The organism is Bradyrhizobium manausense (assembly GCF_018131105.1).
Classification (GTDB): domain Bacteria; phylum Pseudomonadota; class Alphaproteobacteria; order Rhizobiales; family Xanthobacteraceae; genus Bradyrhizobium; species Bradyrhizobium manausense_B.
Genome location: NZ_JAFCJI010000001.1, coordinates 2,676,776 through 2,699,445, shown reverse-complemented (window position 1 = coordinate 2,699,445; position 22,670 = coordinate 2,676,776). Strand labels below are relative to the sequence as shown.

Genomic DNA, 22,670 nt, shown 5'->3' with positions numbered 1-22,670 from the left:
GCTAGCTAAGAGCTTTGTAGCTCATGTAGAGCGCCATCAAGGTGACGAGCCCGATCATGGTTCGGCGCAGCACTGCTTTGCTGACGCGGTTGGCTGCGCGGGCGCCGAGATCGGTGCCGACCCAGAGACCGGCAATGATGCCGATGATGGCCGGCCAGCCGACCATCAGGCCCTTGCTCCAGTAGATCCAGGCCGCCGGAATGTTGGTCGGAATGACCGAGAAGATCAAGCTGACGAGTTGCGCCTGATGCTGCGGCACGCGCAAGCCTGCGGCGAGACCGACCGTGATCGCGAGTCCGCCGCCGATTCCCATGAAGCCGGAGGAAAAGCCGGCAAGTGCGCCGATGAGGAGCAGGGGGACCCAGGGCACTTGGTCGCTATCGTCGGCGTGGCTGCTACCGTCCTTGCGGTCACGGCGCAGGATCAGGAGCGCGATCAGCGCAACGAGATAGACGACATAGGTCCATTGCAGGACCGCGTCGGGCACGGCGGCCGCGGCATAGCCGCCGCCCGTGCCGCCGACGAGAAATCCGACGCCGATCCAGACGATCCATGTCAACGGGCTGCGATTGCCGTTTTGCCAGTAACGGCGCACGCCGGCGAGGCCCGTCGGCGGGATCTGCGTGATCAGCGAGGTGCCCTGGGCCACGTGTTGCTCAGCACCGAGCAGCAGCACGCAGAAGATGACAAGGCCACCGCCAGGGCTCGTACCCATGAAGCCCGAGGTCAGTCCGCCGATAAGACCGACACCGGCGCCGGCAACGAGGTCGTGAATCCAGGGCATCGCTTACGTCCTCGCCCGTCGCTTGATGTCGGGTTTGGCCGCACGAAAGCTGTCGATGACGGCTGTGACGGCCCCCATGCAGGCCGCGACGTCAAAATCCTCGCCCCAGCTTTTTTGCAGCACAAAGCCCTGGAAGATCGCGATCAGCACACGTGCGATCGAATCGGCGCCGATGTCGCGCTTGATGAGGCCGTCGTGCTGGCCGCGCTCGACCAACGCCACGATCAACGCACGTGGCATGTCGATTCCTTCGACGACGCTGCTGCGGACACGGCGGTTGCGCAGCGCCTCGGACCAGCCATGGATGCCGACCCGGCGCCGCGCTTCGCCCGCCGGATCGGTGAGCCATTGCGCGTAGACGCGGACCAGCGCGTGCAGTCCCTCGATCGGATCACCGGATCCCTGCGCCACCGAGTTGAGCACAGCCTCGCGGCGATGCCGGTCGTCGGCGAGGGCCTCGATCAGATCGTCCTTGGCCTGGAAGTAGAGATAGACTGCGCCATGGCTCAAGCCCGACCGCTTCACGATGTCGGCCATGCCGGTCTGGTGAAATCCGTCTTCGGAGAAGCAGGCCAGCGCCGCTTCGAGGATTTGCTGACGCCTGTCTTCACGCTTCTTGTCGCTGATCTTGGGCATCCGTCCCGTCCGTAATTAACTGACAGATCGATCGTTTTTGAGGAGAAAGCCAGAACAGTCTTTTTAAAGCCGGCCAATATAAAAAACGATCAGTCAGTCATTTTTATTGGCAAAAGAGATTTTGGTCAAGTCCCGGCGGCTGCGCCGTAGAACGAGGATGAAGCGATAGGCGGCGCCCGGCCGCCGAAGGCGATGCCGCTAGAACAGCCGTCCGCCGTTAGGCACCGGCTTGCCCGGCTGCATCAGCACGACCTTGCCCTCGGCATCGGGAAAGCCGAGCGTGAGGACCTCCGAGACGACTGGCCCGATCTGGCGCGGCGGGAAATTGACGACGGCGGCGACCTGCTGTCCGACCAGCGTCTCGAGCGGATGGTTTTCCGTGATCTGCGCCGAACTCTTGCGCACGCCGATGGCCGGGCCGAAGTCGATCCACAGCCGCCACGCAGGCTTGCGCGCTTCGGGAAACGGCTTGGCATCGACGATGGTGCCGACGCGGATATCGACCGCGAGGAACGTGTTGAAGTCGATCGTAGGTGAGGCGGATGCGGCGGGATCGTGGGTAACGTGCATGATGCGTCCGTTCAAGAATGTCGAAAGCGTCGTTCGCAATATTGTCGCGCGATCAGGAGTTTCGTACAACGCCCGCGGGATCACGATACGACGCATGCGCGAGGACCGTCTTGCCCAACATCATCTACGGCATCAAGAACTGCGACACCATGAAGAAGGCGCGCGCCTGGCTCGACACCCATGGCGTTGCTTACGAGTTCCACGATTACAAGGCCGCCGGCGTGGAGAAGGACAAGCTCAAGCATTGGAGCGACAAGCTCGGCTGGGAGACGTTGCTCAATCGCGCCGGCACGACCTTCAAGAAGCTGCCCGATGCCGACAAGGAAGGCCTGACCGAGAAGAAGGCACTGGCGCTGATGTTAGCGCAACCATCCATGATCAAGCGGCCTGTGCTCGAAATCGGCGGCAAGCTCTTGGTCGGCTTCAAGCCCGATATCTACGCCAAGGAAGTCGGCGCTACCGCGCGCAAGAGCTAGTTCAGCTCGATGATCTCGGCGGTGACATCAGGACTATCGGACTGATCGGCGAATTCCACGACGTCGGCCGCCGCGATGCGTCCGGGGGCGCGGTGAAACAGGTCGTGGTCGATCACTGTGCGCAGTTTCGGCCGCGGCAGCGCGTCATTTCCGCGCAGCAGATTCTTGATCTCGAAGCCGCCGTCCTCGCAGAAGGTCTTGAGCGAGGCGATGATGTGGCTGACCTTGCCGTCGGTCAGGAAGGGCAGCAGCAGCCGTTCATAAGCGACGACACGGTCGTAGATGTCGTCGACGTCGGCAACGCTGTACACCGGAAGCCCGCGCACCACGCATTCATGATAGATCGGCATCACGAAAGGCGCGAGCCGCGGCCCGACATAATCCTCCAGCAGAACGCCCTTGCCGGTATGGCCGTAAGCGCGCGAGATCCGCGTGCCTTCGCTCTGGATGATCAGGCGTGGCGTCGGCGTCGAATTGTCCACCGTGTAATAGATGAGATCGGACAGCTCTTCCTCGAGGCGCGCGGGTTGATACTCCCAGATCGCCGGTGCAACCTGCTGGCGCGCATAAAGTCGCAGCCACGTGTTGAGGAGATCACGCTGCCTGATCGATTTGACGACGGAGGGAGCGGCGCTTGCGAAATCCAAAGCAATATTCCCGGCGAATGAAACCCGCGCATGATCGCCGCGGCGGGAAAATTTTTGATGAAGGCTGGCGCGCGGGACCAAAGACCGTTAACGACGACTTGATGACCGGTGTCTTGCGAACCGGAAGGCCGGCAGGCGACATCGCAAAGCCTCCAACTAAGGGAGCATAAGACTCCCGGCCAGAGGCCTGACCTGCTCAGCTTTCCGCCTTGCCTAACCCCCGTCACCTCCGGCATATTCCGCGCCCGGAGGCGGCGTTCCGGGATAGGCTCCAAGGCCTCCGGAAAGTCGAAGTCACAAGGACAGCCACGCGCATTTGTGCGGGCAGGGGGAAATCTGTTTGGCCGATGAGTTCATTCTCGAAACGGAAGGCTTGACCAAGGAGTTTGCGGGCTTCTTCGCCGTCCGCGACGTTGCGCTCAAGGTTCGCCGTGGGAGCATTCACGCGTTGATCGGCCCGAACGGTGCCGGCAAGACGACGTGCTTCAATCTTCTGACCAAGTTCCTCAAGCCGTCTGCCGGAAAGATCCTGTACAAGGGACAGGACATCACCGCGATGGCGCCCGCTGACGTGGCACGGCTGGGACTGGTGCGTTCGTTCCAGATCTCGGCGGTGTTTCCGCATCTCACCGCGCTGGAGAATGTTCGTGTCGCGCTCCAGCGGCAGCACGGCAGCTCCTTTGATTTCTGGCGCTCCAAGTCCGTGCTCAATCGATTCAACGACCGCGCGCGCGAGTTGTTGAACGATGTCGGCCTCAGCGAGTTTGCCAACACGCCTGCGGTCGAGATGGCCTATGGACGCAAGCGCGCGCTCGAGATCGCAACCACGCTCGCACTCGATCCGGAAATGATGCTGCTGGACGAGCCGATGGCCGGCATGGGGCACGAGGACATCGACAAGATCGCCGCACTGATCAAGCGGATCTCGGCGAAATATACCATCCTCATGGTCGAGCATAATTTGAGCGTCGTTGCCAATCTTTCCGACATCATCACGGTGCTGACGCGCGGGCAGGTGCTTGCGCAGGGCCATTATTCCGAGCTCACCAAGGACGAGCGCGTCAAGGAAGCCTATCTGGGAGCCGGTCATGCCTGAGACTGCAATGGCCGAGGCACCAGTGAAAGCTGCAACCGGCGGCAATGTCCTTGGGGTCCGCAACCTCGAGGCCTGGTACGGCGAATCTCACATCCTGCACGGGATCAATTTCGACGTGAATGCGGGCGAGGTCGTCACGCTGCTCGGGCGCAACGGCGCCGGCAAGACCACCACGTTGAAGTCGATCATGGGCATCATCGGCAAGCGTGCCGGCTCGATCAAGTTCAACGATCAGGAGATCATCCGCGCGACCTCCGACAAGATCGCGCGCATGGGTGTCGCGTTCTGTCCCGAAGAGCGGGGGATTTTCTCCAGTCTCGACGTGCGGGAAAATTTGATGCTGCCGCCGGTGGTGCGCCCGGGCGGGTTGCCGCTCGAACAGATCTTCGATCTGTTTCCGAACCTGAAGGAGCGGCTCAGCAGCCAGGGCACCAAATTGTCCGGCGGCGAGCAGCAGATGCTCGCGATCGCGCGCATCCTGCGCACCGGCGCGAGCTTCCTGATGCTGGACGAGCCGACCGAAGGTCTTGCGCCCGTCATCATTCAGCAGATCGGCCACACCATTGCGCGGCTCAAGAAGGAGGGCTTCACGATCCTTCTGGTCGAGCAGAACTTCCGCTTCGCATCCACCGTTGCCGACCGTTACTATGTGGTCGAGCACGGCAAGATCATTGACGGATTTTCCAATGCGGAGCTTGCCGCCAACATGGACAAGCTCCACACCTATCTCGGCGTCTAGGCCGCCCAAAGTGGAACGGCCAATAGAAACGACGACGAGAGAATTTACGAGGGAAGTCACATGAAAAAGTCGATTGCATCGTTGTTGCTCGGCACGGCGTTGGCCGTGACCACCGCTGGCGCCGCCTTCGCACAGGACAAGACGGTCAAGATCGGGGCGCTGTCCGATCAGTCCGGTCTCTATGCAGACCTCGGCGGACCCGGCTCGACGCTCGCGGCCCAAATGGCCGTCGAGGATTCCGGCCTCACGGGCAAGGGCTGGAAGATCGACATCATCTCCGGCGACCACCAGAACAAGCCTGACATCGGCACTGCGATCGCGCGGCAGTGGTTCGACGTCGACAAGGTCGACATCATCGTCGACGTGCCGAACTCGGGCGTGGCGCTCGCCGTCAACAACGTCGTCAAGGAAAAGAACGGCGTCTACATCAATTCGGGTGCGGCGACCTCGGACCTCACCAATGCGCAGTGCTCGCCCAATACCGTGCACTGGACCTATGACACCTACATGCTGGCCCACACCACGGGTCAGGCGCTGGTGAAGGCCGGCGGCGATACCTGGTTCTTCCTGACCGCCGACTACGCCTTCGGTGCGGCGCTCGAGCGCGACACGACAGCCGTCATCACCGCCAACGGCGGCAAGGTCGTCGGCGGCGTCAAGCATCCGCTCAACACGCCGGACTTCTCGTCCTTCCTGCTCCAGGCTCAGGCCTCCAAGGCCAAGATCATCGGCCTCGCCAATGCCGGCGGCGACACCACCAACACGATCAAGCAGGCAGCCGAATTCGGTATCGTCAAAGGCGGCCAGAAGCTCGCCGCGCTGCTGCTGTTCCTCACCGACGTCAAGGCGATCGGGCTCGAGACCGCGCAGGGCCTCAACTTCACCGAGACGTTCTATTGGGACATGAACGACAAGACCCGTGCCTTCTCCAAGCGCTTCGCCGAAAAGATGAAGAACAGCGCTCCGCCGACCATGGTGCAGGCGGGCGTTTATGCGGGCGTGCGCCACTATCTCAAGGCGCTGGAAGCGCTCGGCGGCAATCCGCATGACGGCGTCAAGGTCGTCGAGAAGATGAAGTCGATGCCGACCGAGGACGATCTGTTCGGCAAGGGCGAGATCCAGCCGAACGGCCGCACCATCCACAACGCCTATCTGTTCGAAGTGAAGAAGCCCTCCGAGTCCAAGGGACCGTGGGATTTCTACAAGCTCGTGGGCACTGTGCCGGGCGAGCAGGCCTTTACGCCGCTCTCCGAGAGCAAGTGCGCGCTGCTTAAGAAGTAAGACCAACAGTCCGCCGGCTGCCAGCCGGCGGACGCTACTTTGGGAACGCCGAAGGGACTGGGTGCTGGATCGATGCAGGCTCTCTACGCACAGCTACTGGTGGGACTGATCAACGGCTCGTTCTACGCGCTGCTCAGTCTCGGGCTCGCCGTCATCTTCGGCATGCTCAACATCATCAATTTCGCCCATGGCGCGCTCTACATGATGGGCGCCTTCGTCGCCTATTTCCTGCTGAACCTCGGCGGCATCAATTACTGGTGGGCGCTGCTGCTTGCGCCGATCATCGTCGGCATCTTCGGCATGCTCCTGGAGCGGACCATGCTGAAATTCCTGACCGGGCTCGACCACCTCTACGGCCTGCTGCTGACGTTCGGCATCGCGCTGATCGTGCAGGGCGTGTTCCAGAACTATTTCGGCTCTTCCGGCCTGCCTTATTCCATCCCGGACCAGCTCAAGGGTGGCTTGAATCTCGGCTTCATGTTCCTGCCGATCTATCGCGCTTGGGTCGTCGTCTTCTCACTGTTCGTCTGCATCGCCACCTGGTTCCTGATCGAGAAGACGCGGCTTGGTGCTTACCTGCGTGCAGCGACTGAAAATCCGACGCTGGTGCGTGCCTTCGGCATCAACGTACCGCGCATGATCACGCTCACGTACGGCCTCGGCGTCGGCCTTGCCGCGCTCGCCGGCGTGCTCTCGGCGCCAATCAACCAGGTGCGGCCGCTGATGGGCGCCGACCTCATCATCGTGGTGTTCGCGGTGGTGGTGATCGGCGGCATGGGATCGATCATGGGTTCCATCATCACCGGCTTCGCACTCGGTGTGATCGAGGGCCTGACCAAATATTTCTACCCCGAGGCCTCCAACACCGTCGTGTTCGTGCTGATGGTGCTGGTGCTCTTGGTGAAGCCAACGGGATTGACGGGAAGGGCGGCCTGATATGACAGCCTTGACGGACGACACGCTGACGGTAACCCCGCGCGCGATGCGCGACGAGATGATCTTGTTTGTGGTGATGGCGCTGCTGCTTGCGTCGGTGCCTTTCACGGGAGTCTATCCGTTCTTCGTGATGCAGGCGCTGTGCTTTGCGCTGCTTGCCTGCGCGTTCAATCTCCTGATCGGCTACGGCGGCCTGCTGTCGTTTGGCCATGCGATGTTCATGGGCACTGCCGGTTATTGCAGCGCGCATGCCCTAAAGGTCTGGGCGCTGCCGCCCGAACTTGGCGTGCTCGTCGGCGTCGCCGCGGCGTTCGGGCTGTCGCTCATCACCGGCTACATCTCGATCCGCCGGCAGGGCATCTACTTCTCGATGATCACGCTGGCGCTGTCGCAGCTGCTGTACTTCATCTATCTCCAGGCGCCGTTTACCCATGGCGAGGACGGCATCCAGGGCATTCCGCAGGGGCACATGTTCGGCATCTTCGATCTGTCGAAGCCGACCGTGCTCTACTATGTCGTGCTGGTCGGCTTCCTCGCGGGCTTCCTGCTGATCTACCGCATCATTAACTCGCCCTTCGGTGAGGTTCTGAAGTCGATCCGCGAGAACGAGCCGCGCGCGATCTCGCTCGGCTACCGGACCGACCAGTACAAGTTCCTGGCGTTCGTCCTGTCGGGAACGCTGGCAGGCTTCGCCGGCGCGCTGAAAGTGTTCGTGGCGCAGAACGCCTCGCTCACCGACGTGCACTGGTCGATGTCGGGCGAAGTCGTGCTCATGACGCTGGTCGGCGGTCTCGGAACCATCTTCGGCCCCGTGGTCGGCGCCTTCGTGATCATCGCCATGCAGCAATATCTGGCGGGGTTCGGCCAGTGGGTGACGGTGATCCAGGGCTCGATCTTCGTGATCTGCGTGCTCACCTTCCGCCGTGGCATCATCGGTGAAATCGCGCACTACTTCCGGCGGTCGCTATAAGTAGCTGATATAACGTATGTTTTATTGGTTTGCGAATCCGGTGGATGATCCGGCTTCGCGGGCGTGAGATGACACGCGCGCCAGGCGAAAATGGTCTATGACGGTTTTGTGACGGTCCGTTCGGGCCGGGCTATTTCCAACCGGTAGACCAGTCCCATGATGCGATGGTTTCGCGCTTTCCTCCCGAAGGAAGAACGGTTCTTCGACCTGTTCGACCGCCACGCCCAGACCGTGATCCAGGGCTCGATCGCGCTCCAGGGCGTGCTGAACGGGGGCGAAGAGACGCCGGTCTACTGCCAGCGCGTCAGCCAGTTCGAGAACGATGCCGACAACATCACCCGAGAGGTGCTGACGGCGGTGCGTCGCACCTTCATCACGCCGTTCGACCGCGGCGACATCAAGAACCTGATCACCTCGATGGACGACGCCATCGACCAGATGCAGCAGACGGCGAAAGCCGTGATGTTGTTCGAGGTCCGCACCTTCGAGCCGCCGATGCGCGAGATCGGTGCGCTGCTGATCGAATGCGCGAATCTGGTTGGACGGGCGCTGCCGCTGATGCAATCGATCGGGCCGAACGTCGCGATGCTGACCGCGATCACGGAAGAGCTGACCAAGCTCGAGGGCCGCGTCGACGACCTGCATGACATCGGTCTGAAGGAGCTGTTCCTCAAGCATCGTGACGGCAGCGCCATGAACTTCATCGTCGGCGCCGAGATCTACGACCATCTCGAAAAGGTTGCCGATCGCTTCGATGACGTGGCGAACGAGATCAACAGCATCGTCATCGAGCAAGTGTAGGGCAGGGCCGCGCTGTGGATGCTGCGTTGGGTCTTCCCGTCCTGGTCGGACTGATCGCCGTCGCACTGCTGTTCGACTTCCTGAACGGCCTGCACGACGCCGCCAATTCGATCGCGACCATCGTCTCGACCCGCGTGCTGCGGCCGCAATTCGCGGTGATCTGGGCCGCGTTCTTCAATTTCGTCGCCTTCATGGTGTTCGGCCTGCACGTTGCCCAGACCATCGGCACCGGCATCATCGATCCCGCGATCGTCGACGCCCAGGTGATCTTTGCCGCACTTGTCGGCGCCATCGTCTGGAATCTGGTGACCTGGGCGCTCGGCATTCCGTCCTCGTCCTCACATGCGCTGATCGGCGGCCTCGTCGGCGGCGGCATGGCCAAGGCCGGAATCCATGCGGCCGTGTGGAGCGGATTGACCAAGGCGGTGCTGGCGATCGTGCTGTCGCCGCTGGTCGGCTTCCTGCTCGCGATGATGCTGGTCGCGATCGTGTCGTGGCTCTCGGTGCGCTCGACGCCGTTCGCGGTCGATCGCGCCTTCCGCATCCTGCAATTCGCCTCCGCCTCGCTCTATTCGCTCGGACATGGCGGCAACGACGCGCAGAAGACCATGGGCATCATTGCCGTGCTGCTCTATTCACAGGGCCATCTCGGCAATGAATTTACGGTGCCGTTCTGGGTGGTGTTGTCCTGCCAGGCCGCGATGGCTCTGGGCACGTTGATGGGCGGCTGGCGCATCGTCCGTACCATGGGCCTGCGCATCACCAAGCTGACGCCGATGCAGGGATTTTGCGCCGAGACCGGTGGCGCGGCCACCCTGTTCATTGCGACCTTCCTCGGCGTTCCCGTCTCGACCACCCACACCATCACTGGCGCCATCGTCGGCGTCGGTGCGGCCCGCCGCGTCTCGGCGGTGCGCTGGAACGTGGCGAGCTCGATCGTCTATGCCTGGGTGATCACGATCCCGGCCTCAGCCATCGTCGCCGCGCTGAGCTGGTGGGCGGTCCAGATCTTCAAGTAACGAGCTTCAGCCCGACGATGCCGGCCACGATCAGTCCGATGCTGGCGAGGCGGAGCGCGGTGGCGGGCTCGCCGAACAGGTAGATGCCGAGCGTGGCGGTGCCGACCGCGCCGATGCCGGTCCAGACCGCATAGGCGGTTCCGACAGGCAGGGACTTCAGTGCGAGACCGAGCAGGATCACGCTGCCGGCCATGGCCGCAAGCGTGATCACGGAGGGAACCAGCCTGGTAAAACCCTCGGTATATTTCAGGCCAATCGCCCAGGTGATCTCGAGAAGACCGGCAACGAACAGGATGCTCCAGGCCATGACGACCCTCCATTCAAGGCAGGGTCGTCCCCGCTAGGCCAATATGCTGATGAGCAAGGAGGTCGTCCTCCCGGAGGCCGATATGGGGCTGGCCGAAGGGCTGCGCAATCACCAAATGAGGCTTGATCCGGCCCATTTTCCCTGCCAAACGCTCCCGCCATGTCCGACATTGCCGCCACCACAGCCGAATCGCCGGCCCGTTCCCCGCTTGCCGCAGAAGTGTCGCGGCGGCGCACCTTTGCGATCATCTCGCACCCTGACGCCGGCAAGACCACGCTGACCGAAAAGCTTCTCCTGTTCGGCGGCGCCATCAACCTGGCCGGCCAGGTCAAGGCCAAGGGCGAGCGGCGCAACACCCGTTCGGACTGGATGAAGATCGAGCGCGAGCGCGGCATCTCGGTCGTGACCTCGGTGATGACCTTCGAGTTCGAAGGCCTTGTGTTCAACCTGCTGGACACGCCGGGCCACGAGGACTTTTCGGAAGACACCTATCGCACGCTCACCGCCGTCGACTCTGCCGTCATGGTCATCGACGCGGCCAAGGGCATCGAGGCGCGGACACGCAAGTTGTTCGAGGTGTGCCGCCTTCGCGACATCCCGATCATCACGTTCATCAACAAGATGGATCGCGAGAGCCGTGACGTGTTCGAGCTGCTCGACGAGATCGAGAAAACGCTGGCGCTCGACACCACGCCGATGACCTGGCCGGTCGGCCGGGGTCGCGACTTCCTCGGTACCTATGACGTCGTCAATGGCGGCGTACGCCTGCTCGAAGGCGGCGGCGCCAAGACAGGTGCCGCGCAGCAGATCGAGATCGAGGAACTGGCCAAGCTCAACGCCAATCTCGATGTGTCGGCGGTGAAGGACGAGCTTGAACTCGTCACCGAGGCCTCAAAACCGTTCGAGCTCGATGCGTTCCGCGAGGGCCATCTGACGCCGGTTTACTTCGGCAGCGCGCTGCGCAATTTCGGCGTCGGCGACCTCCTGGAAGGCCTCGGCAAGTTTGCGCCCGAGCCGCGTGCGCAGGACAGCGACCAGCGCAAGGTCGAGGCCACCGATCCGCGCATGAGCGCCTTCGTGTTCAAGATCCAGGCCAATATGGATCCGAACCACCGCGACCGCATCGCGTTTGCGCGCCTCTGCTCCGGCAAGCTCAGCCGCGGCATGAAGGCCAAGCTGGTGCGCACCGGCAAGAGCATGCCGCTGTCGAGCCCGCAATTTTTCTTTGCCCAGGACCGATCGGTGGCGGACGAGGCCTTTGCAGGCGACGTCGTCGGCATTCCCAATCACGGTACACTGCGCATCGGCGATACGCTGACCGAGGGCGAGGATTTCAATTTCGTCGGCGTGCCGAGCTTCGCACCGGAAATCGTCCGCCGCGTCCGCCTCACCGACGCGATGAAGGCGAAAAAGCTGAAGGAAGCGCTCCAGCAGATGTCGGAAGAGGGCGTTGTGCAGGTGTTCCGGCCGCGCGACGGCGCACCGGCATTGGTCGGCGTGGTCGGCGCGCTGCAGCTCGACGTGCTCAAGGCACGGCTGGAAGCGGAATATTCACTGCCGGTCGAATTCGAGGTGAGTGAGTTCCAGCTCGCGCGCTGGGTCTCCTCGGAGGATCGCAAGAAGCTCGACACCTTCATCGCGGGCAACACGTCGAGTATTGCCGACGACGTCGACGGCGACCCCGTGTATCTCGCCCGGAACGAGTTCTATCTCGGCTATACCAAGGAGCGCGCCGAGGGCATCGAGTTCACCAACGTCAAGGACGTCAAGCGGAAGGGGTAGGGCGCCCCATCCTTTCGCACGCGAGCATGTGAACGGGCGCAGGCTTGACGCTGTCACGAACGGTGCCACCTTTCGCCGACGTGGCATCGCGAGCTCAAAGCATGTGGCGCGGCATTCTCGTTCTCACACTGTTGGCGATATCAACCTTCACCGCCGACGCGCAGCGTCGCCAGATCAATCCGATCCCGTTTGCGCACGAGCCGTGTAGTGTGCTCGACGGCCGGCCCTGCACGCCGTCCTATTGCAGTCCGCTCGAGCCCGGCCCCTGCATTCCCGAGATCGACTATCCCTATGGCCAGAACCTCCAGCTCACGATCGAGAGCGTGCCTGCGGAGGCTGATCGGGCCAAGTATCAAAAGCCGGATCACGATCTCGATACGATCGGTGATCTCTTTGCGGAGCTGCGCACATGCTGGTCACCGCCATCGGACAACGCGCGCGCAGGCATGCAGATGGCCGTCCGTTTCAGCTTCAATAAAGCCGGCGGCCTGATCGGTCCGCCGCGGCTGACCTTTGCGACTGCGGGCGTCCCCGCCGATACGCGAACCACCTACCTCAAGGCGATCAATTCATCGCTGAACGCCTGTCTCCCGTTGAAGTTCACCAGCGGCCTTGGTGGCGCTTTGGCCGGACGGCCCATTGCGATCCGCTATGTCGACAATCGAGAGCTCGGAAGGTAGCGCGTCAGTTGCGAGCGGCGGCCAATCAATGATACCTCAGAGCTGGGGCGCTGGTTGAGGGGAGGATGTCGTGGGTCTGCTGGTCATGATCCTGGGGCTGGTGCTGTTTTTCGCCGCCCATGTTTTCACAACGAAACGTGATGCGCGCGCACAGGCGATCGCGCGGCTGGGCGAGGGGACCTACAAGATCCTGTATTCGGTCGTCTCGCTCGCGGGACTGGCGTTGATCGTCTGGGGCTTTGGCCATTATCGTGCGACCGGCTGGATCGACGTCTGGCATCCGCCGAAGGCGATGAAGCACATCACGGTGGCGTTGATGCTCCCTGCCGTCATTCTGGTGGTCGCGTCCTACCTGCGCGGTCGCATCTATGCGACGCTGAAACATCCAATGCTCGCAGGTATCAAACTGTGGGCGGCGGCGCACCTGCTCGCCAATGGCGATCTTGGCTCCATCATCTTGTTCGGCTCCTTCTTGGGCTGGGGCGTCTATGACCGCATTTCGCTGAAGCATCGCAAGGATGCCGGCGGCCCGCCGATTCCGGTGGGCGGCGTCACCAACGATCTGATCGCAGTCGCGGTCGGCATCGTCGCTTACCTGGCGCTGGCGTTTGCGTTCCATCCTGTCGTGATCGGCGTTCCCGTGATGGGCGGATAGCCGATCAGCGCAAGACATCACCTCCGTGCTCATGCGCGGAAGGTGACAAAAGCAACAAGCCGAGGACCCTCCGATGGACTGGTCGCAATCTCAGATCCCGCCGATGCGGTTCGAGGCGCGTTTTGGTGATCGGGTGGTGCCGGCCTTCATTGATCGGCCGGCCAGTCTCTGGGCGATGATCGCGGCGGCTTCTGCGCGCAATCGTGACAGCGAAGCGCTCGTCTGCGGTCATATCCGGTTGAGCTGGCGGCAGGCGGTGGAGCAGGCCGCACGGATAGCATCGGGCTTTCGCAAGCTCGGCCTGCAACGCGGCGACCGCGTTGCGATCCTGCTCGGCAATCGCATCGAATTTCCGCTGCTGCTGTTCGCCGCCGCGCATGAGGGGCTGGTCACCGTGCTGCTCAGCACGCGCCAGCAGAAGCCGGAGATCGCCTATGTGCTCTCCGATTGCGGCGCCAGGATATTGATCCACGAGGCTGCGCTCGCCGATCGGCTGCCTGACGCGCAGGATGTTCCCGGTGTGGTTCACCGCATTGCCGTCGACCACGATCCGGCTCTGTCGCGCTTCGCGATACTCGCCGACAATGCCTTGGCGCCGGCACCGGTTGAGGTGAACGAGGAGGACACCGCGATGATCCTCTACACCTCGGGCACGACAGGCAAGCCGAAGGGCGCGATGCTGGCCCATTGCAACATCGTGCATTCCTCGATGGTGTTCGTGTCCTGCCTGCAACTGACGGAAGCTGATCGGTCGATCGCAGCCGTTCCGCTCGGGCACGTCACGGGTGTCGTCGCCAACATCACGACGATGATCTGCTGTGGCGGCGCGCTGATCATCATGCCGGAGTTCAAGGCGGCCGACTATCTCAAGCTCGCCGCGCGCGAACGTGTCACCTACACGGTGATGGTGCCGGCGATGTACAATCTCTGCCTGCTCCAGCCGGATTTCGACAGCTACGATCTCTCGAGCTGGCGCATCGGTGGTTTTGGCGGCGCACCGATGCCGGTCGCAACCATCGAGAAGCTCAAGGCAACGATTCCCGGCCTGAAGCTCGCGAACTGCTACGGCGCGACCGAGACGACGTCGCCCTCGACGATCATGCCGGGCGAATTGACGGAAAGTCATATCGACAGTGTCGGTCTGCCGTGTCCCGGCGCGCGCATCGTTGCGATGGGTGCAGATGGGCGTGAACTGCCGCCCGGCGAGATCGGCGAGCTCTGGATCCAGAGTGCCTCGGTCATCAAGGGCTATTGGAGCAACCCGAAGGCCACGGCCGAGAGCTTTACCGCCGGCTTCTGGCATTCGGGCGATCTGGGCTCGGTCGACGCCGAAGGCTTTGTTCGCGTGTTCGACCGGCAGAAAGACATGATCAATCGCGGCGGCCTCAAGATCTATTCGGCCGAAGTCGAATCCGTGCTGGCCGGCCATCCCGCCGTGGTCGAGAGCGCGATCATCGCAAAGCCATGCCCGGTGCTGGGTGAGCGCGTCCACGCGGTCGTGGTCACGCGCGTCCAGGTTGGTAGCGAGGACCTGAAGGCCTGGTGCGCCGAGCGGCTTTCCGACTACAAGGTGCCGGAGACCATGACAGTCACCGCTGAACCCCTTCCGCGCAACGCCAATGGCAAGGTGGTGAAGCGGCAGCTGCGGGAGCTGCTGGTTGGGGCCTGACCGAGGCCTTGGCGGGCACCGGGATATCCCGGATCGCGCGTTAACGCCTTGATCGGCCTTGCTTTGCCTTGCCACCGCCATATCGATAGGGTATCGCCGCCGCGACGTGGGGACGGGCTTTAGACGCGCACGATCTGGCGCGCGCTCCCGGCCGGGCATGGGATTAGCATAAGTGTCTGAATTATTTGACGAAGTCGACGAGGAAGTACGTCGCGAGCAGCTCAAGAGGCTGTGGGACAAATATTCGCTCTACTTCATCGCCCTGATGGTGCTGATCGTGGCGGCCGTGGGTGGCTGGCGCGGTTACCAGTACCTGGAGGCCAAGAAGGCCGCCGAGGCCGGCGCGACCTTCGAGAAGGCCGTCGAGCTGTCCGAGCAGGGCAAGCACGCCGAGGCCGAGACCGCCTTTGCTGATCTTGCTGCCAAGGCTCCGTCTGGCTACCGCACCCTGTCACGGCTCCATGCCGCCGCGGAGACGTCGACCCGCGATCCCAAGGCTGCGGCCAAGATGTATGACGACATCGCCGCCGACCGCAGCCTCGGCAGCGAGTGGCAGGATCTGGCGAAGATCCGCGCGGCCAGCCTGCTGGTGGACAGCGCGAGCTACGCCGACATCCAGCAGCGGCTGGAGACCTCCGCGGAGCCCAAATCGACCTTCCGCCACAGCGCCCGCGAGTTGCTGGCGCTGTCGGCTTGGCGCAACAACGACATGACCGCGGCCCGCAAATGGGTCGACGCGATCGCCGAGGATGGCGAAACGCCGCCGGGCCTGCGCTCGCGCGCCGAAGCGCTCCAGGCCTTGCTGCCGCCCGTCGCCAAAAGCTGACGGTCCTGAGAGCTCAGACGAGATATCGATATGCGCCGCACGCCTCGCTTGATCGCAGCCGCCGTCCTGATCGCCTTTACAGGCGTCCTGGGCGGCTGCTCAAGCTTCGATCCGAGCGATCTGCTCGACTTCCTCGACACCAAGAAGAAGCTGCCGGGCGAACGCAGGCCGGTCTTCCCTGAGGGCGTCCCGGGTCTCGAGCAGGGCGTGCCGAAGGACATGTACAAGGGCGCGCAGCAGGATCCGAACGCGCCTGCTGTTGCGGCGCTGCCGGCCGAACCGCCGCCCGCTGAGCCCGCAAAATCGTCGACATCCGCCAAGGGCAAGAAGGCGAAGCAACCGGGCTCCACCGCTGCCGCACCGGCTGAAGCCCCGGCCGGTGAGGTCGACGGCGAGGCCCATCCTGAGGCGGCACCGGCGCCGGCAGCCCCGCCGCCGAAGCACAAGATCGTCCGCAAGCGCACCACCGCGCCGCCGCCGGATCAGCAAGCCGCGCAGCCCTCGGCACAACCGGCGCAGCCCACCCAGCAACAGCAGACGCAGGGGGCCTTCCCGGCGCCGCTCCCCAGCGGCACCTTCTCGCGCTGATATTTTTCACTGAATTGACAGGCGCAGCCTCCGCGGCGCACGAATGACCGATGTCCTTTACGATCGCCATTATCGGCCGTCCCAATGTCGGCAAGTCGACGCTGTTCAACCGCCTGGTCGGACAGAAGCTCGCGCTTGTCGATGATTTGCCCGGCGTCACCCGCGACCGTCGCGAGGGCGATGCCAGGCTCGGCGATCTCGAATTCACCATCATCGACACCGCCGGCCTCGACGAGGGCGCCAGGGGCTCGCTGACGGCGCGCATGCAGGAGCAGACCGAAGCCGCGATTGCGCAGGCCGATGCGCTGTTCTTCGTGATCGACGCGCGCATCGGTCTTACGCCGACTGACCGCGCCTTCGCCGATTTCGCCCGCAAGGCCAACAAGCCGGTGCTGCTGGTGGCCAACAAGAGCGAAGGCAAGCATGGCGATGCCGGCGCGATGGAATCCTTCGCGCTCGGCCTGGGCGATCCCATCCAGATCTCCGCCGAGCATGGCGAGGGCCTGGGCGAGCTCTACGACGAACTCGCCAAGCTGATGCCGGAGCCTGTCGAGGAGGATGAGGCCGAGGACGACGAGCCGCTGTCCGAGGAAGAGGCCGCGACGCGCCCGATCCGGGTAGCCATTGTCGGCCGTCCCAATGCCGGCAAATCGACCCTGATCAATCATTTGCTCGGCGAAGAGCGCCTGCTGACGAGCCCCGAGGCCGGTACCACGCGCGATTCCATTGCAGTCGAGCTCAACTGGAAGGGTCGCGATTTTCGCGTGTTCGACACCGCCGGTCTTCGCCGGCGCTCGCGCATCGAGGAGAAGCTGGAGAAGCTCTCGGTTGCCGATGCGCTACGCGCGGTGCGCTTCGCCGAAGTCGTCGTGATGATGATGGATTCGCAGAATCGCTTCGAGGAGCAGGATCTGCGCATCACCGATCTGATCGAGCGCGAGGGGCGCGCGGTCGTGCTCGCCGTCAACAAATGGGACCTGATGGAAACCAAGGGCGGCGGCGCGGTTTCGGGTCTGCGCCGCGACGCCGATCATTGGCTGCCGCAGCTCAAGGGCGTGCCGATCGTCGCGGTCTCCGGTCTGATGGGCGAGGGCATCGATCGCCTGATGCAGGCGATCCAGGATGCTTACGCGCTCTGGAACAGGCGCGTGCCGACCTCCGCGCTCAACCGTTGGTTCGAACAGGCGATCCAGGCCAATCCGCCACCGGCCGTGTCCGGCCGCCGGCTGAAGCTGAACTACATCACCCAGACCAAAGCGCGTCCGCCGAGCTTCGTGTTGTTCTGCTCGCGCGCGGACGCGGTGCCGCAGTCTTACTTGCGCTACCTCGTCAACTCGATGCGTGAGGCCTTCGACCTGCCGGGCACGCCGGTGCGCATCACCCTGCGCGAGAAGGCCAATCCGTTCGCACACAAGCGCAAGCGGCCGTCGTGAGCGGCGAGGCCGGCGAGGCGATAGCGCAAGGCGCAGCGCCGGTCCGGCGCGGGGCCGTTGCCTTCATCTTCGTCACGATCCTGCTCGACATGCTGGCGCTCGGCGTGATCATGCCGATCCTGCCGAAGCTGATCGAGAGTTTTGTCGGTAACGACACCGCGCAGGCGGCCCGAATCTTCGGCCTGTTCGGCACCGCCTGGGCGCTGATGCAATTCGTGTTCTCGCCGCTGCTCGGCGCGCTGTCGGATCGCTTCGGGCGCCGGCCGGTGGTTCTGCTGTCGAATTTCGGGCTTGCCGCGGACTATGTGCTGATGGCGCTGGCGCCGTCGCTGGTCTGGCTGTTCGTCGGCCGCGTGATCTCCGGCATCACTTCGGCGAGCATCTCGACCGCTTTTGCCTACATCACCGATATCACGCCGCCGGAGCGGCGTGCGGCGATCTTCGGCAGGATTGGCGCAGCCTTCGGCGCGGGGTTCATTCTGGGCCCGGCGCTGGGTGGACTGCTCGGCGATATCGATCCGCATTTGCCGTTCTGGGCCTCGGCCGCTCTCAGCCTTGCCAACGCGCTCTATGGGCTGTTCGTCCTGCCGGAATCGCTGGCGCCCGACAAACGCGCGCCGTTCCGCTGGACCAGCGCCAATCCGATCGGTGCGCTGCATCTGCTGCGCTCCAACGCGGCGCTGACCGCGTTATCGGTCGTCAACTTCATCGCACAGGTCGCGCATGTCGTGCTGCCCTCGACCTTCGTGCTCTACGCGACCTATCGCTACGGCTGGGATTCCAAGACGGTGGGATTGACGCTCGCGATGGTCGGCATCTGCGCCATGGTGGTGCAGGGGCTTGCGATCGGCCCGATCGTGCGCGTGCTCGGCGAACGCAACGCCCTGGTGATGGGCCTGTGCTGTGGCGCGATCGGCTTCGTGATCTTTGGTGCTGCGCCGACCGGGCCCCTGTTCTGGATCGGCATTCCCGTGATGTCGCTGTGGGGTATCTCGGGCGCCGCCATGCAATCGCTGATGACGCGGCTGGTTGCCCCCGATCGGCAGGGGCAGTTGCAGGGCGCGACTGCAAGCGTGCAGAGCGTGTCGCAGCTCGTCGGCCCGTTCCTGTTCACGCTGACGTTTTCATATTTCATCGGCGCCAGCGCGCCGCTGCGTCTGCCCGGCGCGCCGTTCTTGCTGGCCGCGGCGTTGATGGTGGTGTGCGTGGCCATCGCAGTGCGGGCGCTCGCGACAACGAAGCCGGTTTCGTAGCCGGTTTCGTTGGGTGGGCAACGCGAAGCGTGCCCACCACTTCTTTGATCGGGGAGAGATGGTGGGCACGGTGCCTGCGCGCCTTTGCCCACCTTACGGCAACGTTGACTGCCTTACTTCTTCACCAGCGGGCACTCGCTGTCCTTGAGCGGCCTGGCGGCATCTTCGGGCGAGATGGTCGCGATCAGCTTGTAATAGTCCCACGGCCCCTTCGACTCCTCGGGCTTCTTCACCTCGAACAGATAGGCCGGGATGATGCGGCGGCCGTCCTCGCGGAGCGGACCCTTGCCGAACAGCGGATCGTCGGTCGGGATTTCCTTCATCTTGGCGACCACCTTGGCGCCGTCATGCGGATTGCCGCCGAGCGCCTCGAGCGCCTTGAGATAATGTATCACGCCGGCGTAGTTGCCGGCCTGGGTCATCGACGGCATCGCGTGGTTAGCCACCTTCTCCTGGAATTTCTTCGACCAGGCACGAGTGCTGTCGTTCAGATCCCAGTAGAAGGATTCGGTGAAGGTCAGGCCATGCGCGGTCTTGAGGCCGAGCGAGTGGACGTCGTTGATGAAGAGCAGGAGCGCTGCGAGCTTCTGGCCGCCTTCGACGATGCCGAACTCGGCCGCCTGCTTGATCGCGTTGGTGGTGTCGCCGCCGGCATTGGCAAGCCCGACGATCTTCGCCTTGGAGTTCTGCGCCTGCAGCAGGAATGACGAGAAGTCCGAGGTGTTGAGCGGATGCTTGACGCCGCCAAGCACCTTGCCGCCGTTGGCCTTGACGACGGCGCTGGTGTCGCGCTCCAGCGCGGCGCCGAAGGCGTAGTCGGCGGTCAGGAAGAACCAGCTGTCGCCGCCGGCCTTGGTCAGCGCCTTGCCGGTGCCGTTGGCGAGCATGTAAGTGTCGTAAGTGTAGGAGATCGTGTTGGCGTTGCAGGCCTTGCCGGTAAGGTCGGCGCTGGCACCACCATTGTTGAGCAGGACGACGTTCTTTTCCTTGGCTACGTTGCTGACCGCCAGCGCCACGCCCGAGTTCGGCGTGTCGGTGATCATGTCGACCTTCTGGGTGTCGATCCACTGCCGCGCAATGTTGACCCCGACGTCCGGCTTGTTCTGGTGATCGCCGCTGACGACCTCGATCTTCCAGCCCTTGGCAAGCAGGCCGGAATCCTCAACCGCCATCTTGACCGCCACGACGGAGTTGGGGCCGCCGATGTCGGCATAGAGGCTGGACATGTCGTTGAGCACGCCGATCGTGACGGTCTTGTCCTGGGCGTAGGCTGATGTGGCAAAACCGAAAGCGGCGCAGGCGAGAAGGGCCGCCGAGCGGCGCGCGAACGTCGTCGTCATAAAAGGTCTCCTCCATTGTCAAATATGCGGACGGCTCTCTTGCGGAGCCTTGTTCCGGCTGATGGCTCTACCGTTTCCCGCAGGTCCCGGCAATGCGCCTAAAGCCGGATGGCGGTGCGTCGTAGCGTCATCCGTCGGTTAACTTTTGGGCAAGATGCGTTGAGGCGCTATTTCAGCGCGTCCGAGGTCAGCTTGAATTTCTGGATGCGCTTCCCGGTGTCGACCTCGGCGGTATAGACATTCCCCTTGGCGTCGACCGCCATGGCATGCACCCAGTGGAATTGCCCGGCATTGCGGCCATTGTGCCCGAAGCTGCCGACCACGGTGCCGTCTTCGCGCTTGATCACCCTGATCTCGTTGTTCTCGCCGTCGGCGCTGAGCAGATAGGTCTGCTTCGGATCGGGCCATATCGCAACGTCCCACACCGCGCCATTGCCGAGTGTATTCTTCTCGAAGAAGAACTCCTTCACGAAGGTGCCGTCCTTTTTGAACACCTGGATGCGGTTGTTGATGCGATCGCACACGTAGACGAGACCGTCATTGGCGATCTTCACGCAGTGGACGGGGTTGCCGAACTGCTGCGACACCGGCGCCTTGGGATCGTAGGCAGCCTGCTTGCTGTCATCGGGCTTGTTGCCGTAGGCGCCCCAGTGCCGCTTGTAGGCGAGCGTGGTCGCATCGAACACGATGACGCGGCGATTGCCATAACCGTCGGCGACGTAGATTTCGTTGGCGTCCTTGTCGAGCGCGGTTTCGGCGGGCTTGCCGAGCTGTGTCGTGTCGTTGCTGCCGAGGCTCGGTGCGATCTTGCCGATCTGGCCGACGAACTTGCCGTCGAGCGTGAATTTGAGAATGGCGTTGTCATTGTCGGCATTGCCGCCGATCCAGACGAAGCCCGCCGGATCGACCTCGATGCCGTGCTCGCGGCCGACCCATTCATAACCGGCGCCAGGGCCGCCCCAGGATCGCAGCAAATTGCCGTCGGTGTCGAATTCGAGCACGGGCGGCGCCGACACGCAGCATTTCGAGCGGGGCGGGTTGAGGCTTGCGCCTTTCTCGTCGTCGGTGAGCGAGCGCGGACGATGGATCATCCAGATGTGGCCTTGCCAGTCGACGGTGATGCCGCCGACCTGGCCGAGGATCCAGTTGTTCGGGAGTTGCTTCGGCCAGGACGCGTCGACCGCAAAGGTCGGGACCTCGCCGGCCGTGGCGCCGCCCGGAAGCGCGAACGCGATGGCTGTTGTCAGGACGGAGAAAGCTTGAGAGACGCGTGCAAGCGCACGCAATGTGCGATCATGCCATGACGCCATGGCAACCTCCCTTTTCTTGGATTGCGGCTTGCTACCGCTTGAGCGCGGCCAGTCAATCGCCGGGAGGTGCCTGAGTCAATCAGGCCGGCGCGCGGAAGCTCATCAGCGTCCGCGTCTTGTAATCGTAGAACTTGCCGGTCTCGGTCCAGTCGGGCGCGCACAGCGGCACGATGAATTCGGCGACCTGCTCGGAGGTATCGAGCGTCGCCGGGTCCTCGCCCGGCATCAGGGTCGCGCGCATGCGGGTGCGGACCGGGCCCGGATTGAACAAATTGACACGCAGCTTCGTGTTCGCGGTCTCCTGTGCCCAAGCGCGGGCCAGCGTTTCCAGGGCGGCCTTGGAGGCGGCGTAGGGGCTGACATAGGCGGTCGCCTTGTTGGCGGCGCCAGAAGTGATGAACACGGCACGGCCGGCGTCGGACTGCTTCAGCAGCGGCTCCATGCAGCGGATCAGCTGGAAGTTCGCGGAGACATTGACGGCCATGACGTCGTTGAACGTCTTGAGCTCGATATGGGCGACCGGCGAGGAGGGGCCGAGCACACCGGCATTGCCGACCAGGATGTCGAGCTTGCCGTAGCGCTCGTGCAGGCCGGCCCCGAGCCGGGCGATGCCATCGGAATCGGTGAGATTGAGCGGCACCAGCGTGGCGCCGTTGCCTCCCGCTTTGCGGATCTCGTCGTCGAGCTCCTCGAGCCCGCCTTGCGTGCGCGCGGTGGCAACGATATGCGCGCCGGCCTTGGCCAGTGCGATTGCCGTGGCAAAACCGATGCCGCGCGAGGCGCCGGTGACGAGAGCGATGCGGTTGGCGAGAGGCTTGGTCATCGCGGGGGTATTGCAGAGGAGGGCGGCCCGCACAAGCCCGCCCGGGGGC

Annotated in this window: 24 protein-coding genes; 16 read left to right on the top strand and 8 right to left on the bottom strand. The window is 63.5% G+C overall.

Annotation, left to right across the window (positions count from 1 at the left end):
• Position 1 precedes the first annotated feature (1 nt).
• From JQ631_RS12890 to JQ631_RS12880, 3 genes are all read right to left on the bottom strand, one after another.
• Complete coding sequence (locus JQ631_RS12890; RefSeq protein ID WP_212326639.1) at positions 2-784, bottom strand: sulfite exporter TauE/SafE family protein; 783 nt, start codon at positions 782-784, stop codon at positions 2-4.
• Between the two features lie 3 nt (positions 785-787).
• A complete protein-coding gene (locus JQ631_RS12885) occupies positions 788-1,420 on the bottom strand; it encodes a TetR/AcrR family transcriptional regulator (RefSeq protein WP_212326638.1) in 633 nt (210 codons plus the stop codon).
• A gap of 198 nt (positions 1,421-1,618) precedes the next feature.
• A complete protein-coding gene (locus JQ631_RS12880) occupies positions 1,619-1,990 on the bottom strand; it encodes a tRNA-binding protein (protein ID WP_212326637.1) in 372 nt (123 codons plus the stop codon).
• A 110-nt stretch (positions 1,991-2,100) separates the two neighbouring features.
• On the opposite strand from JQ631_RS12880, the gene JQ631_RS12875 reads away from it, so the two are divergent.
• Complete coding sequence (locus JQ631_RS12875; RefSeq protein WP_212326636.1) at positions 2,101-2,466, top strand: ArsC family reductase; 366 nt, start codon at positions 2,101-2,103, stop codon at positions 2,464-2,466.
• Here JQ631_RS12875 and JQ631_RS12870 read toward each other — a convergent pair.
• Positions 2,463-3,113, bottom strand: coding sequence for a hypothetical protein (locus JQ631_RS12870; protein WP_212326635.1), 651 nt, complete (start codon positions 3,111-3,113; stop codon positions 2,463-2,465). The two genes, JQ631_RS12875 and JQ631_RS12870, sit on opposite strands and share 4 nt — an antisense overlap.
• A 340-nt stretch (positions 3,114-3,453) precedes the next feature.
• On the opposite strand from JQ631_RS12870, the gene JQ631_RS12865 reads away from it, so the two are divergent.
• From JQ631_RS12865 to JQ631_RS12835, 7 genes are all read left to right on the top strand, one after another.
• Positions 3,454-4,209: an ABC transporter ATP-binding protein gene (locus JQ631_RS12865; protein ID WP_063983735.1), complete on the top strand. Its 756-nt coding sequence runs from the start codon at positions 3,454-3,456 to the stop codon at positions 4,207-4,209.
• Positions 4,202-4,948 (top strand): ABC transporter ATP-binding protein, encoded by a 747-nt coding sequence (locus tag JQ631_RS12860; RefSeq protein ID WP_212326634.1) that lies wholly within the window; start codon positions 4,202-4,204, stop codon positions 4,946-4,948. Before JQ631_RS12865 ends, JQ631_RS12860 begins: the two co-directional genes overlap by 8 nt.
• A 60-nt stretch (positions 4,949-5,008) precedes the next feature.
• Entirely contained in the window at positions 5,009-6,229 is a 1,221-nt protein-coding gene (locus JQ631_RS12855) for an ABC transporter substrate-binding protein (RefSeq protein WP_212326633.1), read from the top strand.
• Positions 6,230-6,301: 72 nt separating this feature from the next.
• Positions 6,302-7,165, top strand: coding sequence for a branched-chain amino acid ABC transporter permease (locus JQ631_RS12850; protein WP_212326632.1), 864 nt, complete (start codon positions 6,302-6,304; stop codon positions 7,163-7,165).
• A 1-nt stretch (position 7,166) separates the two neighbouring features.
• Positions 7,167-8,135, top strand: a complete 969-nt coding sequence (locus JQ631_RS12845) for a branched-chain amino acid ABC transporter permease (RefSeq protein ID WP_212326631.1) — start codon at positions 7,167-7,169, stop codon at positions 8,133-8,135.
• 156 nt (positions 8,136-8,291) lie between these two features.
• On the top strand, positions 8,292-8,936 hold the full coding sequence (locus tag JQ631_RS12840) for a DUF47 domain-containing protein (RefSeq protein ID WP_212326630.1): 645 nt from the start codon (positions 8,292-8,294) through the stop codon (positions 8,934-8,936).
• A gap of 14 nt (positions 8,937-8,950) precedes the next feature.
• Positions 8,951-9,955 carry an inorganic phosphate transporter gene (locus tag JQ631_RS12835; protein ID WP_212326629.1) on the top strand — a complete coding sequence of 335 codons (1,005 nt, stop codon included), beginning with the start codon at positions 8,951-8,953 and terminating at the stop codon, positions 9,953-9,955.
• Here the strand turns inward: JQ631_RS12835 and sugE are convergent.
• Entirely contained in the window at positions 9,948-10,262 is a 315-nt protein-coding gene (gene sugE / locus JQ631_RS12830; RefSeq protein ID WP_212326628.1) for a quaternary ammonium compound efflux SMR transporter SugE, read from the bottom strand. The two genes, JQ631_RS12835 and sugE, sit on opposite strands and share 8 nt — an antisense overlap.
• Positions 10,263-10,421: 159 nt before the next feature.
• Here sugE and JQ631_RS12825 point away from each other — a divergent pair, with 159 nt between their 5' ends.
• From JQ631_RS12825 to JQ631_RS12790, 8 genes are all read left to right on the top strand, one after another.
• A complete protein-coding gene (locus tag JQ631_RS12825) occupies positions 10,422-12,044 on the top strand; it encodes a peptide chain release factor 3 (RefSeq protein ID WP_212326627.1) in 1,623 nt (540 codons plus the stop codon).
• Positions 12,045-12,145: 101 nt separating this feature from the next.
• Positions 12,146-12,724 (top strand): UCP034077 family protein, encoded by a 579-nt coding sequence (locus JQ631_RS12820; protein ID WP_212326625.1) that lies wholly within the window; start codon positions 12,146-12,148, stop codon positions 12,722-12,724.
• A gap of 70 nt (positions 12,725-12,794) precedes the next feature.
• Positions 12,795-13,379 (top strand): NnrU family protein, encoded by a 585-nt coding sequence (locus JQ631_RS12815; RefSeq protein WP_212326623.1) that lies wholly within the window; start codon positions 12,795-12,797, stop codon positions 13,377-13,379.
• A 73-nt stretch (positions 13,380-13,452) separates the two neighbouring features.
• Positions 13,453-15,048 (top strand): class I adenylate-forming enzyme family protein, encoded by a 1,596-nt coding sequence (locus JQ631_RS12810; RefSeq protein WP_212326621.1) that lies wholly within the window; start codon positions 13,453-13,455, stop codon positions 15,046-15,048.
• A 172-nt stretch (positions 15,049-15,220) separates the two neighbouring features.
• Complete coding sequence (locus tag JQ631_RS12805; protein WP_212326619.1) at positions 15,221-15,874, top strand: tetratricopeptide repeat protein; 654 nt, start codon at positions 15,221-15,223, stop codon at positions 15,872-15,874.
• A gap of 30 nt (positions 15,875-15,904) precedes the next feature.
• A complete protein-coding gene (locus JQ631_RS12800; RefSeq protein ID WP_212326617.1) occupies positions 15,905-16,462 on the top strand; it encodes a hypothetical protein in 558 nt (185 codons plus the stop codon).
• A 50-nt stretch (positions 16,463-16,512) separates the two neighbouring features.
• Positions 16,513-17,895: a ribosome biogenesis GTPase Der gene (gene der, locus JQ631_RS12795; RefSeq protein WP_212326615.1), complete on the top strand. Its 1,383-nt coding sequence runs from the start codon at positions 16,513-16,515 to the stop codon at positions 17,893-17,895.
• Positions 17,892-19,148: a TCR/Tet family MFS transporter gene (locus tag JQ631_RS12790; RefSeq protein WP_212326613.1), complete on the top strand. Its 1,257-nt coding sequence runs from the start codon at positions 17,892-17,894 to the stop codon at positions 19,146-19,148. Before der ends, JQ631_RS12790 begins: the two co-directional genes overlap by 4 nt.
• A gap of 113 nt (positions 19,149-19,261) precedes the next feature.
• Here the strand turns inward: JQ631_RS12790 and JQ631_RS12785 are convergent, their stop codons facing one another.
• The 3 genes from JQ631_RS12785 to JQ631_RS12775 form a co-directional block, all read right to left on the bottom strand.
• Positions 19,262-20,488, bottom strand: coding sequence for an ABC transporter substrate-binding protein (locus tag JQ631_RS12785; RefSeq protein ID WP_212326612.1), 1,227 nt, complete (start codon positions 20,486-20,488; stop codon positions 19,262-19,264).
• 167 nt (positions 20,489-20,655) lie between these two features.
• The gene (locus JQ631_RS12780; RefSeq protein ID WP_212326611.1) at positions 20,656-21,798 is read right to left on the bottom strand and encodes an NHL repeat-containing protein; all 1,143 of its coding nucleotides are present in this window, start codon (positions 21,796-21,798) and stop codon (positions 20,656-20,658) included.
• A gap of 79 nt (positions 21,799-21,877) precedes the next feature.
• On the bottom strand, positions 21,878-22,621 hold the full coding sequence (locus JQ631_RS12775; protein ID WP_212326610.1) for an SDR family NAD(P)-dependent oxidoreductase: 744 nt from the start codon (positions 22,619-22,621) through the stop codon (positions 21,878-21,880).
• Positions 22,622-22,670: the final 49 nt, after the last annotated feature.